At 41.0% G+C, this 16333-nt stretch carries 17 protein-coding genes and 1 pseudogene; 11 read left to right on the forward strand and 7 right to left on the reverse strand.

Annotation, left to right across the window (positions count from 1 at the left end; translation table 11 throughout):
* The first annotated feature begins 564 nt into the window (after window positions 1–564).
* From RMZ42_RS18195 to RMZ42_RS18205, 3 genes are all read left to right on the forward strand, one after another.
* Window positions 565–1791: a pentapeptide repeat-containing protein gene (locus RMZ42_RS18195; protein ID WP_322672705.1), complete on the forward strand. Its 1227-nt coding sequence runs from the start codon at window positions 565–567 to the stop codon at window positions 1789–1791.
* 165 nt (window positions 1792–1956) lie between these two features.
* Window positions 1957–2091, forward strand: coding sequence for a hypothetical protein (locus RMZ42_RS18200; RefSeq protein ID WP_322672706.1), 135 nt, complete (start codon window positions 1957–1959; stop codon window positions 2089–2091).
* 298 nt (window positions 2092–2389) lie between these two features.
* Window positions 2390–2674: a hypothetical protein gene (locus RMZ42_RS18205; RefSeq protein WP_322672707.1), complete on the forward strand. Its 285-nt coding sequence runs from the start codon at window positions 2390–2392 to the stop codon at window positions 2672–2674.
* A gap of 401 nt (window positions 2675–3075) precedes the next feature.
* On the opposite strand, the pseudogene RMZ42_RS18210 reads toward RMZ42_RS18205, so the two are convergent.
* Window positions 3076–3603, reverse strand: a pseudogene (locus RMZ42_RS18210) (TRAP transporter large permease subunit); the annotation flags it as partial.
* 114 nt (window positions 3604–3717) lie between these two features.
* Between RMZ42_RS18210 and RMZ42_RS18215 the strand changes: the two are divergent.
* Window positions 3718–5247: a YifB family Mg chelatase-like AAA ATPase gene (locus tag RMZ42_RS18215; RefSeq protein ID WP_322672708.1), complete on the forward strand. Its 1530-nt coding sequence runs from the start codon at window positions 3718–3720 to the stop codon at window positions 5245–5247.
* Between the two features lie 16 nt (window positions 5248–5263).
* Here the strand turns inward: RMZ42_RS18215 and RMZ42_RS18220 are convergent, their stop codons facing one another.
* Window positions 5264–5905, reverse strand: coding sequence for a type I restriction endonuclease (locus tag RMZ42_RS18220; RefSeq protein ID WP_322672709.1), 642 nt, complete (start codon window positions 5903–5905; stop codon window positions 5264–5266).
* Window positions 5906–6118: 213 nt separating this feature from the next.
* Here RMZ42_RS18220 and RMZ42_RS18225 point away from each other — a divergent pair, with 213 nt between their 5' ends.
* The 3 genes from RMZ42_RS18225 (at window position 6119) to purB (ending at window position 9220) form a co-directional block, all read left to right on the forward strand.
* Entirely contained in the window at window positions 6119–7135 is a 1017-nt protein-coding gene (locus tag RMZ42_RS18225; RefSeq protein WP_322672710.1) for a YihY/virulence factor BrkB family protein, read from the forward strand.
* Window positions 7136–7321: 186 nt separating this feature from the next.
* Window positions 7322–7873 carry a DUF421 domain-containing protein gene (locus tag RMZ42_RS18230; RefSeq protein ID WP_322672711.1) on the forward strand — a complete coding sequence of 184 codons (552 nt, stop codon included), beginning with the start codon at window positions 7322–7324 and terminating at the stop codon, window positions 7871–7873.
* A 51-nt stretch (window positions 7874–7924) separates the two neighbouring features.
* Complete coding sequence (purB, locus tag RMZ42_RS18235; RefSeq protein WP_322672712.1) at window positions 7925–9220, forward strand: adenylosuccinate lyase; 1296 nt, start codon at window positions 7925–7927, stop codon at window positions 9218–9220.
* Between the two features lie 101 nt (window positions 9221–9321).
* On the opposite strand, the gene RMZ42_RS18240 is transcribed toward purB, so the two are convergent.
* A complete protein-coding gene (locus RMZ42_RS18240) occupies window positions 9322–9870 on the reverse strand; it encodes a transposase (protein WP_322672713.1) in 549 nt (182 codons plus the stop codon).
* A 30-nt stretch (window positions 9871–9900) separates the two neighbouring features.
* A complete protein-coding gene (locus RMZ42_RS18245) occupies window positions 9901–10176 on the reverse strand; it encodes a transposase (RefSeq protein WP_322672714.1) in 276 nt (91 codons plus the stop codon).
* A 182-nt stretch (window positions 10177–10358) separates the two neighbouring features.
* Here RMZ42_RS18245 and RMZ42_RS18250 point away from each other — a divergent pair, with 182 nt between their 5' ends.
* Window positions 10359–10913: a DUF4126 domain-containing protein gene (locus RMZ42_RS18250; RefSeq protein ID WP_322672715.1), complete on the forward strand. Its 555-nt coding sequence runs from the start codon at window positions 10359–10361 to the stop codon at window positions 10911–10913.
* A gap of 119 nt (window positions 10914–11032) precedes the next feature.
* Here the strand turns inward: RMZ42_RS18250 and hemH are convergent, their stop codons facing one another.
* Entirely contained in the window at window positions 11033–12199 is a 1167-nt protein-coding gene (hemH, locus tag RMZ42_RS18255) for a ferrochelatase (RefSeq protein WP_322672716.1), read from the reverse strand.
* Window positions 12200–12292: 93 nt separating this feature from the next.
* On the opposite strand from hemH, the gene RMZ42_RS18260 reads away from it, so the two are divergent.
* From RMZ42_RS18260 to RMZ42_RS18270, 3 genes are all read left to right on the forward strand, one after another.
* Entirely contained in the window at window positions 12293–12916 is a 624-nt protein-coding gene (locus RMZ42_RS18260) for a class I SAM-dependent methyltransferase (protein ID WP_322672717.1), read from the forward strand.
* Between the two features lie 95 nt (window positions 12917–13011).
* Window positions 13012–13533 carry a DUF29 family protein gene (locus RMZ42_RS18265; RefSeq protein WP_322672718.1) on the forward strand — a complete coding sequence of 174 codons (522 nt, stop codon included), beginning with the start codon at window positions 13012–13014 and terminating at the stop codon, window positions 13531–13533.
* A gap of 559 nt (window positions 13534–14092) precedes the next feature.
* Window positions 14093–14923: a dienelactone hydrolase family protein gene (locus RMZ42_RS18270; RefSeq protein WP_322672768.1), complete on the forward strand. Its 831-nt coding sequence runs from the start codon at window positions 14093–14095 to the stop codon at window positions 14921–14923.
* A gap of 12 nt (window positions 14924–14935) precedes the next feature.
* On the opposite strand, the gene RMZ42_RS18275 is transcribed toward RMZ42_RS18270, so the two are convergent.
* Together RMZ42_RS18275 and RMZ42_RS18280 are read right to left on the reverse strand one after the other, a co-directional pair.
* Entirely contained in the window at window positions 14936–15877 is a 942-nt protein-coding gene (locus tag RMZ42_RS18275) for an alpha/beta hydrolase family esterase (protein WP_322672719.1), read from the reverse strand.
* Window positions 15878–15990: 113 nt separating this feature from the next.
* Window positions 15991–16233, reverse strand: coding sequence for a hypothetical protein (locus tag RMZ42_RS18280; protein WP_322672720.1), 243 nt, complete (start codon window positions 16231–16233; stop codon window positions 15991–15993).
* Between the last annotated feature and the right edge of the window lie 100 nt (window positions 16234–16333).

The following is a 16333-nucleotide window of genomic DNA, read 5'->3' on the forward strand; positions in this document are numbered from 1 at the left end:
CGATCTGAGTAATTGAACTGGCTTCAGGTTACAGATTTTAAACTATTCTTCACAAGTAATATGGTCTTTTTAATTGCCTGGAATACTCCGGGTAATACAGAAAAATGTCGTGCCCCAACAGCGTGTTGATATAAAAAGTTTATTCTCTTGTCAAAAATTTATATCACCCTATTGACAGTATTTTTCAAGTAATTGAATTACACTACTTTTCATTCCCTGTCTGGATCGTGGGCTAAATACCTGAAAATTTTATCAAATAAATCTGAGTGAAAAAGAGTGTAGAGATGTAGCAGTACTAAGTCTCTACAAGGTTTCTGGATACAGCATATTTAATTTCATCAGATATCTAATCATTCGTGAATAATCACCTCCCTGGCTTCTCTAGAAAGTCAAGGGTCTTGTTCCTCACAAATGATTCAGGATTGTTATATAGATAATTTTTATATAGTGGATTTAATAGTTCGCCAATTTTATCCGTGTTTGTACTCTATCATAACTTTACGGATACTCTTAGAATCAACCTAAATTTATTTCCGTAAGGAGTCGGATATGAAGACTTATGACATGTCTTTCATAAAGACCAATGGACTCACGACTTTGTTGGCATTTGTCTCGGTTATATTTATTTTATCATTCACTCTAATTATATTATTTTTTGAAAGTATTCAAGGATTTTCAAATCAAGAAAAAATTGAATACATCTCTCAAGCATTAACAACAATTGCCATAATTATTGGGGGATTGGCATTAATTCTTAATGCTTACTATACCTCTAAACTCTCTCTAGATGAGAATCACAGCTTGTTAACGCAACTACTAACTGGAACAGTAGCTTGGGATAACAATATCGTAAATTGTATCAATCAGACACAACTAACTCCCCAAGAAATTGTTTCTGAACGTTTTTCTAAAGCGATTGAACAACTGGGAAATGAAAAGATTGAAACGCGATTTGCGGCAATTTATGCTTTAGAACGAATTGCCAAAGATTCCCCGAAAGATCATTGGACAATCATGGAAATCCTTGCTGCTTTTATCCGCGAGAATGCCCCAGTAAATAGGGAATATGAGGATGAGTCACTACAATCATCAAAACTTCCTACAGATATTCAAACAGCCTTAACTGTCATTGGCAGACGCGATTCATCTAAAGATCCAGTCAATCAGAAACTTGATTTACGCAATACAGACCTCTGCAATGCAGACTTAACAGATGCTAACCTCTCTAGAGCAATTTTTGTCGGAGCTAACTTGCAATGGGTCAATTTTACCAAAGTAAACCTTTCTGAAGCAGACTTATCTGTTACCTGTCTTTGTGGCTCAATCTTTTATGAAGCCAACCTGCAAAAAGCAATCCTCCCAGAAGCCAATCTCCAAGGCGCAGTTCTTAGAAAAGCGAACCTTTCTCAAGCCATCCTTTACGATGCCAACTTGGAAGGGGCAGTTCTTTGTGATGCCAACTTGGAAGGAGCAGTTCTTTGTGATGCCAACTTGGAAGGAGCAATCCTTTGTGATGCCAACTTAGAAGAAGTTAACTTTGAGGGTAGCAATCTCCAAGATACAAACATGATTGGCAGTAACTTGCAAGGGGCAAAACTTGCTGGCGCTAATCTAGAAAGTGCATTACTTAGTACAGCTAACCTCCAAGAAGCTAATTTTCAAGAAGCTAACCTCTGTGGAGCCAACTTGAGCGGCTCGGAAAATGTAGAATCACAGCAGATTGAACAAGCAATTGGCGATCGCACAACAATCTTACCGGAAAACTTGAAAATACCCCAACATTGGTGGTAATAACAACCTAAAGTTTCACCATCTAAAACTAGATTACAAGATAGGGACGCATAGTTATGCGTCCCTATCGTGTTTAATTTAGTACCCAAAGCTAAAAAATTGCTAAAAACCTGATAAATATTCTCTATCAGCCTAAATTTTCCCCAATTTAAATCACAAACAATTATGAAACGCCGAGAGGTTTTTAACACAGCTGCGATCGTCACTGTAACTGCTGCTAGTCTAGTTTCCTGTAGCCAAGCTGGTAAATCCCCTCTTTATTATAAGGTTATGGTAGTTTTGCAACTGAGCGATCGCTGATCTTATAGATTGGGTTGACAGAAGAAAATCCAAGACCCTCAGAAGGAGAATTAAACGCTGTAGGATGAGGGATAAATAAATTCTAGAGATTTCTGTGAGCGAAACCGTCTATATTGAAACTAGTATTTTGGGATACTTGACTGCCAGATCGACAGATAACTTGATTCTGGCAGCAAACATGAAAATCACGCAAGATTGATGGAATATTCGTCGCGGTTCTTTTGTCCTTTATGCTTCTGAGATTGTAGAAGATGAAGCGGCTAGGGGAGATGCAGCGATCGCGGATCAAAGGCTGAATTTGTTAGAGTCCTTAACGTTTCTCGATCTCACAGAAGAAGCGATAGAGCTTGCACAAGAGTTTTTGCAACAAAGCAACCTACCACCAAAAGCCTCTAATGATGCTTTGCATATCTTATTAGCAACAGTTTACGGTTTAGACTACCTGTTAACATGGAACTGTAAGCATATGGCAAACGCCCAAATCCAGAGAAAGCTATCACAAATTAGCTCTGAACTTGGATATGAATTACCAGTCATTTGTACACCCTATGAGTTAATGGGATACGATTTTACAGAAGAATAATCTATGTATAAAAACGAAATTTTAGAGGAAATTCACAAGTACAGAGAGGAATACGCTAGCTCATTTAACTATGACCTGAACGCAATCTTTAACGATCTACGAAAGAAACAGATTGCTCATGGGCGTAAAGTTGTAAAACTTCCGATCAAACGTCGGTCTAACAAATCACTGCACCCGACGCAAACTGAGAGCGTGTCTACTTTAGCGTAGAGCATCTTTGTGCGAGTCAGTTCAGCTTTGATACTACTGGGGGATCTGACTTTTTAAACATTATTATCGCGTTTCTTGATATTGCGCGATCGCCACACAACACGGTCAAAATACTATTGTACTATGAGAGCAAGACAATATGACCTTTTCCTTGCTGTAAACAAAACCAGGAGCAGTATATTTTAGATAATTCACCAAGGCATTAGAGCTGATACCAATCCTGGGAAAACAATAATTAACACCACCAATAGTTGCAACAAAATAAACGGTATTACACCGCGATAGATATCCTTTGTCGTAACTTCATGGTGGGGTGACACCACGCAGGTAAAACAGCGCAAAGCCAAAGGGAGGTGTGAGGAAAAATGCTTGCAAATTTGCTCCCAAAACTACACCATATCAAATCAAGTCAATACCTAAGTTTTGGGCAATAAGTGTAAACAATGATACAACAATAAGGCGATCTCGAAAAAGCCGAGGATAAATACTACTGCCATGCTGACAACCAAAAAGCCAGTTTTACCACCGGGGAGATTGGCGAGAACATCGAACATAAAGCGATCGCTATTTAACCCTCGACAGACTAAACTAAAAGCTGTGGAACCAAATAGGATAAAAACTACCATGCTGGTGATTCGCAAAGTAGTATCACAAACTTGACGCAGATATTCTAAGGTAAGTTTACGATTAGCAGCCGCCAGTGCGATCGCACCACCACAATCAAATGTGGATGAAAATTGCTGTAATTGAGAAAAATCGTCTATGTGGTTTCACTAATGCCAATTTACCAACTCATCTGCTAGAGATCCTAAAGGTTTACTATTATATAAGCAATGCTTGCTAGAGTCTGGAGTGCATCAATTGTGGGCATCGATGCCGTCAAAGTAGGCGTAGAAGTCGATGTGTCAGGGGGATTACCGGGAATTGTTGTCTTGGGACTTCCAGATTCAGCGATTCAAGAGTCAAGAGAAAGAGTCAAAGCAACTTTGAAAAATACTGGCTTTGCCTTTCCGATGCGAAAGATAGTAATTAATTTAACTCCGGCAGATTTGCGCAAAGAAGGCCCCTGTTTTGATTTGCCTATTAGTGTAGGAATTTTGGCGGCTTCTGAGCAAGTTAGCGCTGATTTGTTGGGGGATTATCTATTTTTGGGCGAAGTCTCTTTGGATGGCAGTTTGCGTCCGGTGGCTGGTGTATTACCGATCGCAGCAGCAGCCCAAAAGATGGGAATTGCAGGTTTAGTTCTCCCTGCTGATAATGCCCAAGAAGCAGCAGTGGTTGAAGATTTGGCTGTTTACGGCTGCAAGCATTTGTCTGAGGTGGTGGATTTTTTAAATAATCCGGGGCGTTACAAACCTGTGCAGATAGATAGTACAATACAGACAACAACAGTATCCTACCCTGGCGCAGATTTACATGATGTGAAAGGACAAGCTCATGGGCGTCGTGCTTTAGAAATTGCTGCGGCTGGCGGGCATAATCTCATTTTTGTCGGGCCGCCTGGTAGTGGGAAGACGATGCTAGCAAGGCGCTTACCAGGAATTTTACCGCCGTTGAGCTTTGCCGAATCTTTGGAAGTGACTCGCATTCATTCGGTAGCTGGTTTATTGAAAAATCGTGGTTCATTGGTACGCGATCGCCCTTTTCGCAGTCCCCACCATTCGGCATCCGGGCCTTCTCTTGTGGGTGGCGGTAGCTTCCCTCGTCCTGGAGAAATCTCATTATCTCACAGAGGTGTACTTTTTTTGGATGAACTGACAGAATTTAAACGAGATGTTTTAGAATTTTTGCGTCAACCTCTAGAAGATGGCTATGTGACAATTTCCCGCACCAAACTATCGGTAATGTTTCCCGCGCAGTTTACTTTGGTGGCGAGTACGAATCCTTGTCCTTGCGGTTACTATGGCGATACCATCCAACAATGTACTTGTTCTCCCCGCCAACGCGAACAATATTGGGCAAAACTTTCTGGGCCGTTAATGGATCGAATTGATTTACAAGTTGCAGTGAATCGCTTGAAACCAGAAGAAATTACCCAACAACCGACGGGAGAAACATCAATATCAGTACGCGAACGAGTGCAACAAGCAAGCGATCGCGCAATTACCCGTTTTCAAGGAGAAACAAATCTGCGTTGCAACGCCCATTTGCAAAGTAGTCATCTCCAGAAATGGTGTAAGTTAGATGATGCTAGCCGCAATTTATTAGAAGCAGCAATTAGAAAATTAGGTTTATCGGCAAGAGCAAGCGATCGCATTCTCAAAGTAGCACGGACTATTGCAGATTTAGCAGGAGAAGATGAGTTAAAAACCAATCATGTAGCGGAAGCAATTCAATATCGCACAATTGATAGAATGCAATAAAAGGGAAAAGGGAACGCTAAGACGTAGGAGAAATTAACTGACCAATACGTTTGAGAATTTGCAAAACGGCGTACAGTTCCCTCGCGGATGTAAACGGAGCAAAAACTCTTGACAAATCGTACTGTGGTGTATTTGTTTGCATCACTTTGATAAATAAAATATCGTCTCCATTCGTCACCATTCCAAACACAGGTTTACTGGGATTGGGGTTAGCCATCATATAAGCTAGAGCTTGCGGTACAGCCGACCAAACTGAGAGTGTGGTTTTTTTCGACTCCAACACCATCACCCATAACCGATCTTGTAACACTAAAACATCAATTCGTCCGCGCAGTATTTCCTCGTCATCATTCAGCATTAGTTCCACAGATGATTCAGCCTTAATTCTGAAAGGAGGATCGTAAAATCCAGAGAGTGCAAGTATTGGTGACACCAACAACAATATGACTGTCCCTTCTAGTAAATCACCTCCGGCACGGTGATAAAGATACCTGCGCCGCACAATATCCACAGAGGCTTTTTCCGCTTCCGTAATTTCAGACAATTCCTCATACCACTCTGGGAAAAATTGCTCGTTTTCAACACGGACAAAACCAAATCGATTTTCTACATCCTGAAGAGTAGTAATCGCTTCTGTAATTGCTGCGGTCTGTGTCATTGCTTCTAGGTAAAAATTGCTTTGCTATAGGATCGATATCAGCACATCTTTATTATCGCCAATTGGCGCGATCGCATTGTCATGTCACTATAAAATTCTAAATTCCTCCCCAAGAACGCTTCACAAACACCCTTGGGAGGATGCCGCAACTCAACAAATCAGTATCCAATATATCAGGGACTAAGCAACATCCCTTACAAGGAGACTGATTGGATGAATTTGCAAGAAATTTGGAAGTTATTACAAGAGACATTCAAAGAATGGAGTGACGATAAAGCCTCGCGGTTAGCGGCGGCGTTAGCTTATTACACGATTTTTTCCATTGCACCATTGCTAATTATTGTAATTGCGATCGCAGGTGCAGTATTTGGAGAGGAAGCGGCAAGAGGTCAAATTGTCGGACAAATTCAAGGTTTAGTCGGGGTAGATGGCGCAAAGTTTCTCGAAACAGCCATCCAAAATGCTAACCAACCAAAGACAGGAGCGATCGCTTCGACTATTAGTGTCCTAGTTCTACTAGTGGGTGCTACAGGCTTATTTACTGAGTTGCAAGATGCCATGAACACGATTTGGGAAGTGAAACCCAAACCTGGACGTGGCATAAATAACATGATTCGCCTCCGCGTTTTGTCCTTTGCAATGGTGATTGGAATTGGCTTTTTACTTTTAGTTTCTCTAGTAATTAGTACGATATTAGCAACCTTAGTAACATACTTTAGTAATTTATTGCCAGGTTTTGATTTCATCTGGCAGATTGCTAATTTAGTCATCTCTTTTGCAATAACTACAGTACTGTTTGGACTAATTTTTAAAGTTCTACCAGATGTCAAAATTGCATGGAGTGATGTTTTAATTGGAGCGTCTATCACCTCAATTTTGTTCTCTATTGGGAGATTTTTATTAGGACAATATTTAGGTAATGGTAGTTTTGGATCGACCTATGGTGCTGCTGGTTCACTGGTGGTGATTTTAGCTTGGGTTAACTATGCCGCACAAATTCTTTTCTTCGGTGCAGAATTTACTCAAGTTTATTCCCGAAGGCATGGCAGCGGCATAGTCCCAACTAAAAATGCTATACATGTATCTGATAACACAAACTATAATGGCAAGGCGCCAACAGAACAAGTATCGAATAAGAAGAAGCCATCTTCTCGCTTGATTAATCGCTTATTCCAGTATTTTAGGAAGCCCAAACGCTTAAAACAGAGAAGAAAAAATCAGCGATTTTAATGCTTGATTGCTGGAGATTTATATTTGTAAATCTGATAGATATGAAAGTACCTAATATCCAGTCCAGTGAATTAGTTTTTATTGCTACAGTTGATGAGTAGAGTATTCAGCAATTCTGAATTCTGACTCTTTTTTATACTGGATTTTTTCCAGAAGTCTATTGAACAAGGAAGAAAATCAGTGCTAATGGAAAAATGGTTTTTTATCAATTGGCAAGCAATTTTTATTCCTAGTATCAGCATTTTTGAGTTGATTATCCGCGGATCGTTAGTCTACTTAGCGCTGTTCTCAGTGCTACGCCTGCTTCCTAGCCGACAACTAGGAACACTAGGAATTACTGATTTACTCGTAGTTGTGCTATTTGCGGAAGCTGCTCAAAATGCTATGGCAAGTAATTACACATCAATTACTGAAGGCGCTATTCTGGTCGGAACAGTGATTTTTTGGAGTTACTTGCTGAACTGGTTGGGTTACAAACTACCCCAGTTTCAACGTTTCCTGAATCCGCCACCGTTGCTACTAGTAAAAAACGGTCGGATGATTGAGCGCCATCTGCAACGAGAGTTAATTACAGATGATGAGTTGATGAGCAAGTTACGTCAGCAAGGTGTAGAATTTTTAGCTGATGTGAAGTTCGCATATATGGAGGCTGATGGCAGGATTAGTATCATCACGTCGGATTCAAAAACTACTGCTGTCCCTGAGGAAAAAGTCGCGTTAAAAAGCGATCTACATTAATTAGACATTAATTAGACTGTAAAATATGACGGTTGTATTCTGTGCCGAACTGTGATTGAGCGTTATACTTTGCCCGAAATGGCTAATCTGTGGAGTGAAGCCTATAAACTAAAAACTTGGCTGCAAGTCGAAATTGCTGTTTGTGAGGCTCAAGCTGAACTTGGTTACATTCCATCTGAGGCCGTTGAGGAAATTAAGGCCAAGGCAGATTTTGATCCAAAGCGGGTTTTAGAAATTGAGGCTGTAGTCCGCCATGATGTCATTGCTTTCTTGACAAATGTCAATGAATATGTTGGTGATGCCGGACGCTACATTCACCTGGGTTTAACTAGTTCGGATGTTTTGGATACAGCTTTAGCACTGCAATTAGTTGCCAGTCTGGATATATTGTTGCAACGTCTGGAAGATTTGATTGGTGTAATTCGCCAAAAAGCACGGGAACATCGTCATACAGTAATGGCTGGCCGATCGCACGGTATTCACGCAGAACCGATTACTTTTGGTTTTAAACTAGCTGGTTGGTTAGCAGAAGTGTTGCGACACCAAGAACGCTTGAGAATACTCCGCAAAACGATCGCTGTCGGTAAAATTTCTGGTGCAGTCGGAACATACGCGAATATTGAACCGCGTGTAGAAGCGATCGCTTGTCAAAAACTCGGACTCGAACCCGATACAGCCTCAACTCAAGTTATTTCCCGCGATCGCCACGCTGACTACGTGCAACAATTAGCTTTGGTAGCCGCAACCATTGAACGCTTTGCTGTAGAAATTCGCAACCTCCAAAAAACAGACGTTTTGGAAGTTGAAGAATTTTTCGCCAAAGGTCAAAAAGGCTCCTCAGCAATGCCACACAAGCGCAACCCCATCCGTTCGGAACGACTGACAGGAATGGCACGACTCGTCAGAAGTCATGCCGGTGCAGCTTTAGAAAACGTTGCTTTATGGCATGAGCGAGACATTTCTCACAGTTCTGTAGAACGGGTAATTTTGCCAGATGCTTGTACTTTGACGCATTTTATGTTGTCAGAAATAACCGATTTGGTGAAAAACTTGTTGGTTTATCCTGAGAACATGAAACGCAATCTCAACTGTTACGGCGGCGTTGTGTTCAGCCAAAAAGTGTTATTGGCTTTGATAGACAAGGGAAGCAGCCGAGAAGAGGCTTATGCGATCGTTCAAGAAAGCGCTCACGCCGCTTGGAATCAGCCAGAAGGAAACTTCCAAGACTTGATTAGCAAAGATCCGCGTGTTACCCAAAAGTTGTCTCCAGCAGAACTAGAGGTTTGTTTTGATCCCCAGCAACATCTGCGGCATTTAGAAGAAGTTTACCAACGATTAGGTATTTAAGATTAATTTACTTGTAGTAGGCGTTTAGGCACTTACTATAAGTAAATTACCCCAAAAATATGCAGATATCATCAAAAAAGATATAGAACCCATTTGACATCTTAGGAAGAACCCGCAAGCCTCTTAATCATTAGCCTGATGAAGCAGAGGTTGAGTTTGGCAGTGGCACTAGCTAGAGTTCGTTCAAAGTTTTTCACCAGAATTTTACAACGCTCCATCCAAGCATTGGAGCGCTCGATCACCCATCTGGCTACTGCTGGAACAAATCCAGATTTTCCTTGTGCTGCTTTTTCTTGTTGTGAGGGTTTAGTAGAAAGTTGAAACTGTATTTTGGTCATGATCTCTGGGTAAATCCGCTCTAGTTCCTGAGTCAAGTATTCTGAGTGATAGCCATGATCTAGCAGAATGGTGATCTTGGGAATGTCGATAGGTTTTGACTTGAAGTAGTCGATGTTGAGAGTAAACTTCTCTTTTAATCCGGCATCATCCGAGACATTGGCACGAGTGCAGTGCGTAAAAAAGGGAAACCCAAGGGTGTCAATAGCCAGATGCCTTTTAATGCCGTTGGTAGCTTTGTAGAAACAAAAACCTTTCGACTCCACACTGGCATTGCAGGTATTTTTCACAGCTTGGGAGTCAATGATGATCAACGTCGTCCAGTGCGGTTTTTTTTAACCTGTTCACGCACAAGTCCTAAGTAAGACACTCATCAGTTCCTCCAATACTCCAGCAGATCGCCATTGTTTGTAATGCCAATAGACCGTGGAGTAAGGGGGGAAGTCTTTAGGTAAGTCTTGCCAATTGCACCCATTTTTCAGTTGATAGAGAATTCCGTTGAATATCTCTCGCTTTGTCCAGTTACTCGGTCGAGTCTGCTTCTTAGTCGGTAATATCTCAAGCAATAAGGGTTCAAAAATTTCCCATTCTGCATCAGTGAAGTCGCTGGAATACGTCATTAGCATTGGATTTTAGATGCTGAGGAGTACCTTAATTCAAAACCTCACAAGATGTCAAATGGGTTCTATAAAGGTACCAACAATATTTAATATTGCAATCTGTTTGATGCTCGAATTATTGCCAGCACTGGGTAGTATACATAACAAATACTTACTTATGTATTAATATTACGAGTGCTTTGATGATTGAAATCCTAGCCACACTTTCTGCCTCTGCGGCAGCAGGAATGAGAATAGGCATACCTTTGCTAATTATTGGCTTATTGCAGGGTAGCAACTTGTGGTCACAAGTTCCAATCTTATCTCACATTTCTCCACCAATATTATTATGTTGCCTCACCAGTTGGTCATTAATTGAATTATTAGCCTCAAAAAAGCTCTGGGGGCAAAGATTGCTCCAAGTGGTTCAGTTATTCATGTCTCCCCTTGTAGGCGCAATTATGGGGTTAGGAGTAGCTACAGCAACAGCAACCCCAAACTGGCTGATTGCCATAATTGGAGGTTTATTAGCTTTGGTACTCCAGCTCGTCCAAATTGGTTGGTTCTATCGGTTACGTGGCTTACCGTTGTGGGCAGTCTTTCTTCAAGATACCTTGTGCATTGCTCTAGTACTATTTGCCTTTGATGCTCCCTGGCAAGGAGGAGTAATTGCTTTAATACTGCTGTGGTTCGCACTTCGTAGTGCTAAACAGTGGTATGACTGGTATAACAAAGGCAGAAAAGGGCATGGGGCATAAGGAATGGGGCATGACAGACAAGTGAGATGAGGAAGTATGGGAAGTAGGAAAACTAAGGGGAGATTTGCACTAAGCTTTTCGCCTCTGCTCAATGCCCAATGCCCAATGCCCCATTCCCTTTATCGCAAAAGCCCAATCATGTGCAAGAAGCCATGACCGGTAATCAGTTCTACGATTAAGGCAATAAAACCCAGCATCGCAATCCGACCATTCCATACTTCAGCACTAGTCGTCAGACCCCATTCCCAACGCTCTTGAGGGTACATCTTGACCATTTTTTTCATTTGAGCAGCTTGCGAAAGCTTGAAACTGGGGTTTCTCAGTGCATCAATCACTAATTCGGCTAGTGCATTAATAAATACTGGATGAGTATTAGGAGCAGGTACGCGGCGGAAGTTGTGAATTCCTGATTCTTCGGCTACTTCTCGATACTCAATATCAATTTCTTGTAGTGTCTCGATATGCTCTGAGACAAAACTGATTGGCACCACAACCAAATCTTTCACGCCTTCTGCGCCTAGTTCTTTGAGGGCATCTTCAGTATAGGGTTGGAGCCATTCTACTGGGCCGACACGACTTTGGTAAGCTAAGGTGTGAGCATTGGGTCGATTGAGAGTCTGCATAATCAACGCAGTACATTCTTCAATTTCCACTTGGTAAGGGTCGCCTGCTTCTTCAACGTAGCTTTTCGGAACGCCATGAGCGCTGAAGAATATATGAACGTCATTCGGGTTGGGGAATTGCTCAAGTTCTTGGGCTATGAGTTGCGCCATTGCTTGAAGATAGCCTGGTTGTTTATACCAAGAAGGAATGACGGTGTAATCAATAGGTTGGAGTTTTGGATCTTCTTGCCAAAGCTTGTCTAAAAGCCGGAAGCTGGAACCACTGGTACTGATAGAAAACTGGGGATATAGTGGTAATATTACCAGGTGTTCTACCTTGTCTTGGGTAATTTGTGCGATCGCCTCTTCTGTATAGGGATGCCAATAACGCATTCCCACGTAAATATTAACTTCTTGCCCTAAAAAACCTAACTGTTCTTTTAAAGCTTCCCCTTGCGCTTCTGTGATCTGCCGCAACGGGGAACCACCACCGATTTGCTTATAATTTTCTTGAGATGTTCTGGTTCGCCGTGTGGCAATAAACCAGGCTAGGGGCTTTTGCAACCAGCGAAATGGTAGGCGAATAATTTCCGGATCGGAAAATAGATTGTACAAAAACGGCCCAACATCTTCTAGCTTATCAGGGCCACCGAGATTGAGTAATAAGACGCCTACACGACCCATAGCAGTTACTTTCCCCCAATCTTTTCAGGTTTTTTACTAATGTTAACAATATATCTTTATTAAATATAAAGCTTAATAGCAAGGAAATATGCAATGGCAACAATTTTAAGAGATTGGAGTTACCGCTATCAGTGGTTATATGATGGTATCTCTCGTTTAGCAGCCTTAAGTGTAGGTGGTGAAGCCCGTTTTCGGCAACTTGCTTTGCAAGGCTTAACAATTCACTCAGATTCTCAGGTTTTAGATTTATGTTGTGGTAGTGGACAAACGACGGAGTTTTTAGTAAAAACTTCACAAAACGTAACAGGATTAGACGCTTCACCTAAGTCTTTACAACGGGCGCGGCTAAATGTACCGGAAGCTTCATACATAGAAGCTTTTGCTGAAGAGATGCCATTTGCAGATAATTTGTTTGATGTGGTGCATACGAGCGTTGCATTACACGAGATGCAGCCTCAGCAATTACGAAAAATTATTAATGAAGTTTATCGGGTGCTGAAGCCGGGAGGAGTGTTTACGCTGGTGGATTTTCACGCTCCGACAAATCCGATATTTTGGCCTGGGATATCGGTGTTTTTGTTGTTGTTTGAGACGGAAACAGCTTGGGAATTGCTGAAAACTGATTTAGCTGAGTTGTTAGCTATGACTGGCTTTGAAGTGAGTAAATCTACTTTATATGCAGGTGGGAGTTTGCAAGTGATACAGGCGAATAAATGAACAATACTACTTTATTAATGGCAGCTAGGAGACTCTGCTATTAATAAAGTATAGGTGATTTTTATATAGTACTTAAGCAGGTAGGCGGTGAAAAAATGACGCAGGAACTAATAGACCTCAAAAAGAGTATTTTGGAAGGACGTTATGCAGATGCTTTAGCAATTGTAGACGAATTAGAAGGCATGAGTAAACAAGCTATTCTGCGGAATATCCAAGCTTATTTAAGGATTTTGCTGATTCATTTGATTAAGAACCAAGTAGAACAACGATTAACTGGTTCATGGGCAAATTCTATTCGTAATTCAATCCGAGAAATTAAAAATCTTAATATCAAAGATAAGAAAAAATCTTACTATATTAATTTAGGTGAGTGGGAGAGTTTAATAGAAGAGGAAGTGATTGAAGATGCGATCGCTGATGCCAGCGATGAAGTAATGAATGGAGTATATAATCAATTCCAACTGTCTGAAATAGTGGATAGGAACCAAATTATTCAGATTGCGTTGAAGTTTTTGGCGCTAACTTATTCTTATTCAGCTAAGGAATTAACCGCAGTTGTGGCTGAAAATTTAATTCAGTTATCCGGTGGAGAAGATTGGAAAACAGGTAGGCGGTAAAATTTTTTAATCCCTAATAGGGATTTAGATAAATTGCAATTAGAGTTTATCCATTGGTTTCTATTTCTTTTGAGGTTTCAATCCCTAATAGGGATTTAGATAAATTGCAATATGTTTTTTAAGCCATCTAGGATATAATGCTTTTGTTTCAATCCCTAATAGGGATTTAGATAAATTGCAATCGTTTAGCATCCAACACTTAGCCACTGTTTTTTAGTTTCAATCCCTAATAGGGATTTAGATAAATTGCAATAGCGGGAGCCTGAAAGCCAAGCTATATTTAGTTTTCAAGGTGCGGTTGCGCGGTTCTAGAGCAATCATAGCATTAGAGAATTTCTTTGGAAAGAGTGTCGGGAAAGTTTGAAAGCTGAAACTCAATTTTTGTAAGCATTTCAAAGATTGCGCGGATGAATTTGGACAATTAGTGGGGTGAAATGCTTGCTGGTGTTGAGATAGAAGCACTTTTTTTCGGGTGTGAAATTTGTACACCTACCCTTGCGCGCATTTGACCATACAGTAACCTAAATATAAGGGAACTTAGTAATTCAACGTAGAGATGATGAAAGAAATAACGCGCCGCAAATTTATTGCAACAGCGACAGTGGCGACAGGTTTTGCCCTTGCAGTACAACCCATTTCTGCCGGAGTCATCACTACTGATGCCAAGGGGTTAGTAGCTGGTGCAGTGAAAATTCCTGTTAAAGATGGCGAAATTCCTGCCTATAGAGCAGCACCAGCTACCGGTGACAATTTCCCAATCGTTCTGGTAATCCAGGAAATTTTTGGCGTACACGAGCATATCCAGGATATCACTCGTCGCTTTGCTCGGTTGGGATATTTAGCGATCGCACCCGAATTATTTATCCGTCAAGGCGATGTCTCGAAGTTAAGCAATATAGACGAAATTCGTCCAATTGTCGCCAAAGTACCAGATGCCCAAGTATTATCCGATCTTGATGCTACTGTAAACTGGGCAAAGAAGTCAGCTAAGGGTAATGGCGCGAAGTTGGCAATTACAGGCTTCTGTTGGGGCGGTCGTATTACCTGGTTATATGCTGCACATAATCCCCAGGTGAAGGCTGGTGTAGCTTGGTATGGGCGACTTGTGGGCGATGCTAACGAACTTCAGCCCCAGTATCCCGTGGATATTGCATCAAAACTGACAGTCCCGATTCTCGGACTTTATGGTGGGAAAGATACAGGTATTTCTCTTGATACAGTAGAGCAGATGCGCGATCGCTTACAGTCCAGCAGTAGCAAATCTGAAATTATCGTCTATCCCAATGCACCCCACGCATTTTTTGCCGATTATCGCCCCTCCTACCGCCAGCAAGAAGCTCAAGATGGTTGGAAACGCCTCTTGGCATGGTTTAAGGAAAATGGTGTTTAAAAAATTAGCTACTTATGAACTGTGACGCTGAAAAAAGTTCCAAATTGTTTCACTGGCGTTCAGCCCCAACTTCGCATTGAATTTGTTTAGGTTCTCGTCAGTTGAAGAACCACCAGGCCAGAAATGTCCACCGTTGACTACCGCTAGCTGCCAAACTTCGGAATTGCCACTGCAACCTGTGTAGATAGCGGTTTTTACTTTATCTTCAGAAAAATTTGGAGATGCATTTGATAAGGTGCATCGATCGTGCGATCGCCAAAACTGTACCATGTCTGAGATCGAAACCAGCGCTCCTCGTTGAGTGCGATCGTCACCTTCATAAAGTACATCGCGATCGTTTGTACCGTTGATCGTTAACATCGATATCGGAGTTTGAGGCTGACAACTAGGTTTGAGTCTAACTGGGAGCGAACCAGCTACTGATGCAAAGCCAGCAATTTTATCAGGTAGCTTACAAGCTAGTGCTTGAGTAAGTATGCCACCTCTAGAAAAACCAGTGGCATAAACTTTATGACTATCAATATTAAGTTGCTGCTGAAGATGATTAATCAAAGCACTGACAAATAAAACATCATCTACCTTTCCTTGAGCGTTACCTCTAAGACTCCATTTTTGGTCAATTCCATCTGGATAAACAACAATAAATCCTTTTTGGTCTGCTAATTCATTAAAGCGAGTCACATTACTGATAGACCGACCATTACCATCATCTCCATGAAACACTAAAACTAATGGTATCGGGCGGTGTAGGTTATAAGATTTTGGAGTGTAAAAATAGTAAGTCCGTAACTTTCCTTGATCGTATAGTTCTCCATAATTATCACCAATCAAGATTTTTTCTTTAGTTATATTTTTTTCGTCAGCCTGAATGGAATCGCAGGCTGTTACGAAACTAACTCCTAGTATAAATATTAAAAACTTTTTTAAAAGATGAGAATTTTTAGATATATTCATGTTGATTAAATTGACTTATCTTAACTACTTGTATTTAATTATAAGTCTTATTCAGCAACAAAGTTTTAACTAATAGAGGCTAACAACTTTAGTTGTTAGCCTCTATTTAGATATTAAACTCTGACATTTACATAACGAGCAGGAACTCTAACTTTAACCCACCTGTGACCGCGTCGTACTGTTTCCCAATGTGCAGGAATTAACTTTCGTTGATATCGGGCAACAACAGGTCTACGCACAATAGCAGCTCTATGAACATTGGGTCTGACAATGATTTCTGCTGCTGATGCTTGTGACGGTAAGGAGGAAATTGCAAATGGGAGAGCAAGTAATGTACCTAATAAAATACGTTTCATATCCAAATCTCCATCAATTAATTTGCTTGAGTTTTATACAGCATTTATCAATAATTCGCGAACAAATATTCTTACTCATTAGCTTTACAGTAAGCTTTGT

The organism is Nostoc sp. DedQUE05 (genome assembly GCF_034530955.1).
Lineage (GTDB): Bacteria > Cyanobacteriota > Cyanobacteriia > Cyanobacteriales > Nostocaceae > Nostoc.

Excerpts from the sequence above, each read along its gene's own strand:
- RMZ42_RS18260 (WP_322672717.1), top strand. The coding sequence starts at position 12,293 with ATGGCAACAATTTTAAGAGATTGGAGTTACCGCTATCAGTGGTTATAT.
- RMZ42_RS18270 (WP_322672768.1), top strand. The coding sequence starts at position 14,093 with ATGAAAGAAATAACGCGCCGCAAATTTATTGCAACAGCGACAGTGGCG.
- RMZ42_RS18230 (WP_322672711.1), top strand. The coding sequence starts at position 7,322 with ATGGAAAAATGGTTTTTTATCAATTGGCAAGCAATTTTTATTCCTAGT.
- RMZ42_RS18195 (WP_322672705.1), top strand. The coding sequence starts at position 565 with ATGTCTTTCATAAAGACCAATGGACTCACGACTTTGTTGGCATTTGTC.
- RMZ42_RS18250 (WP_322672715.1), top strand. The coding sequence starts at position 10,359 with ATGATTGAAATCCTAGCCACACTTTCTGCCTCTGCGGCAGCAGGAATG.
- RMZ42_RS18215 (WP_322672708.1), top strand. The coding sequence starts at position 3,718 with ATGCTTGCTAGAGTCTGGAGTGCATCAATTGTGGGCATCGATGCCGTC.
- RMZ42_RS18245 (WP_322672714.1), bottom strand. The coding sequence starts at position 10,176 with ATGACGTATTCCAGCGACTTCACTGATGCAGAATGGGAAATTTTTGAA.
- RMZ42_RS18280 (WP_322672720.1), bottom strand. The coding sequence starts at position 16,233 with ATGAAACGTATTTTATTAGGTACATTACTTGCTCTCCCATTTGCAATT.
- RMZ42_RS18220 (WP_322672709.1), bottom strand. The coding sequence starts at position 5,905 with ATGACACAGACCGCAGCAATTACAGAAGCGATTACTACTCTTCAGGAT.
- RMZ42_RS18225 (WP_322672710.1), top strand. The coding sequence starts at position 6,119 with ATGAATTTGCAAGAAATTTGGAAGTTATTACAAGAGACATTCAAAGAA.
- RMZ42_RS18265 (WP_322672718.1), top strand. The coding sequence starts at position 13,012 with ATGACGCAGGAACTAATAGACCTCAAAAAGAGTATTTTGGAAGGACGT.
- hemH (WP_322672716.1), bottom strand. The coding sequence starts at position 12,199 with ATGGGTCGTGTAGGCGTCTTATTACTCAATCTCGGTGGCCCTGATAAG.
- RMZ42_RS18275 (WP_322672719.1), bottom strand. The coding sequence starts at position 15,877 with ATGAATATATCTAAAAATTCTCATCTTTTAAAAAAGTTTTTAATATTT.
- RMZ42_RS18200 (WP_322672706.1), top strand. The coding sequence starts at position 1,957 with ATGAAACGCCGAGAGGTTTTTAACACAGCTGCGATCGTCACTGTAACT.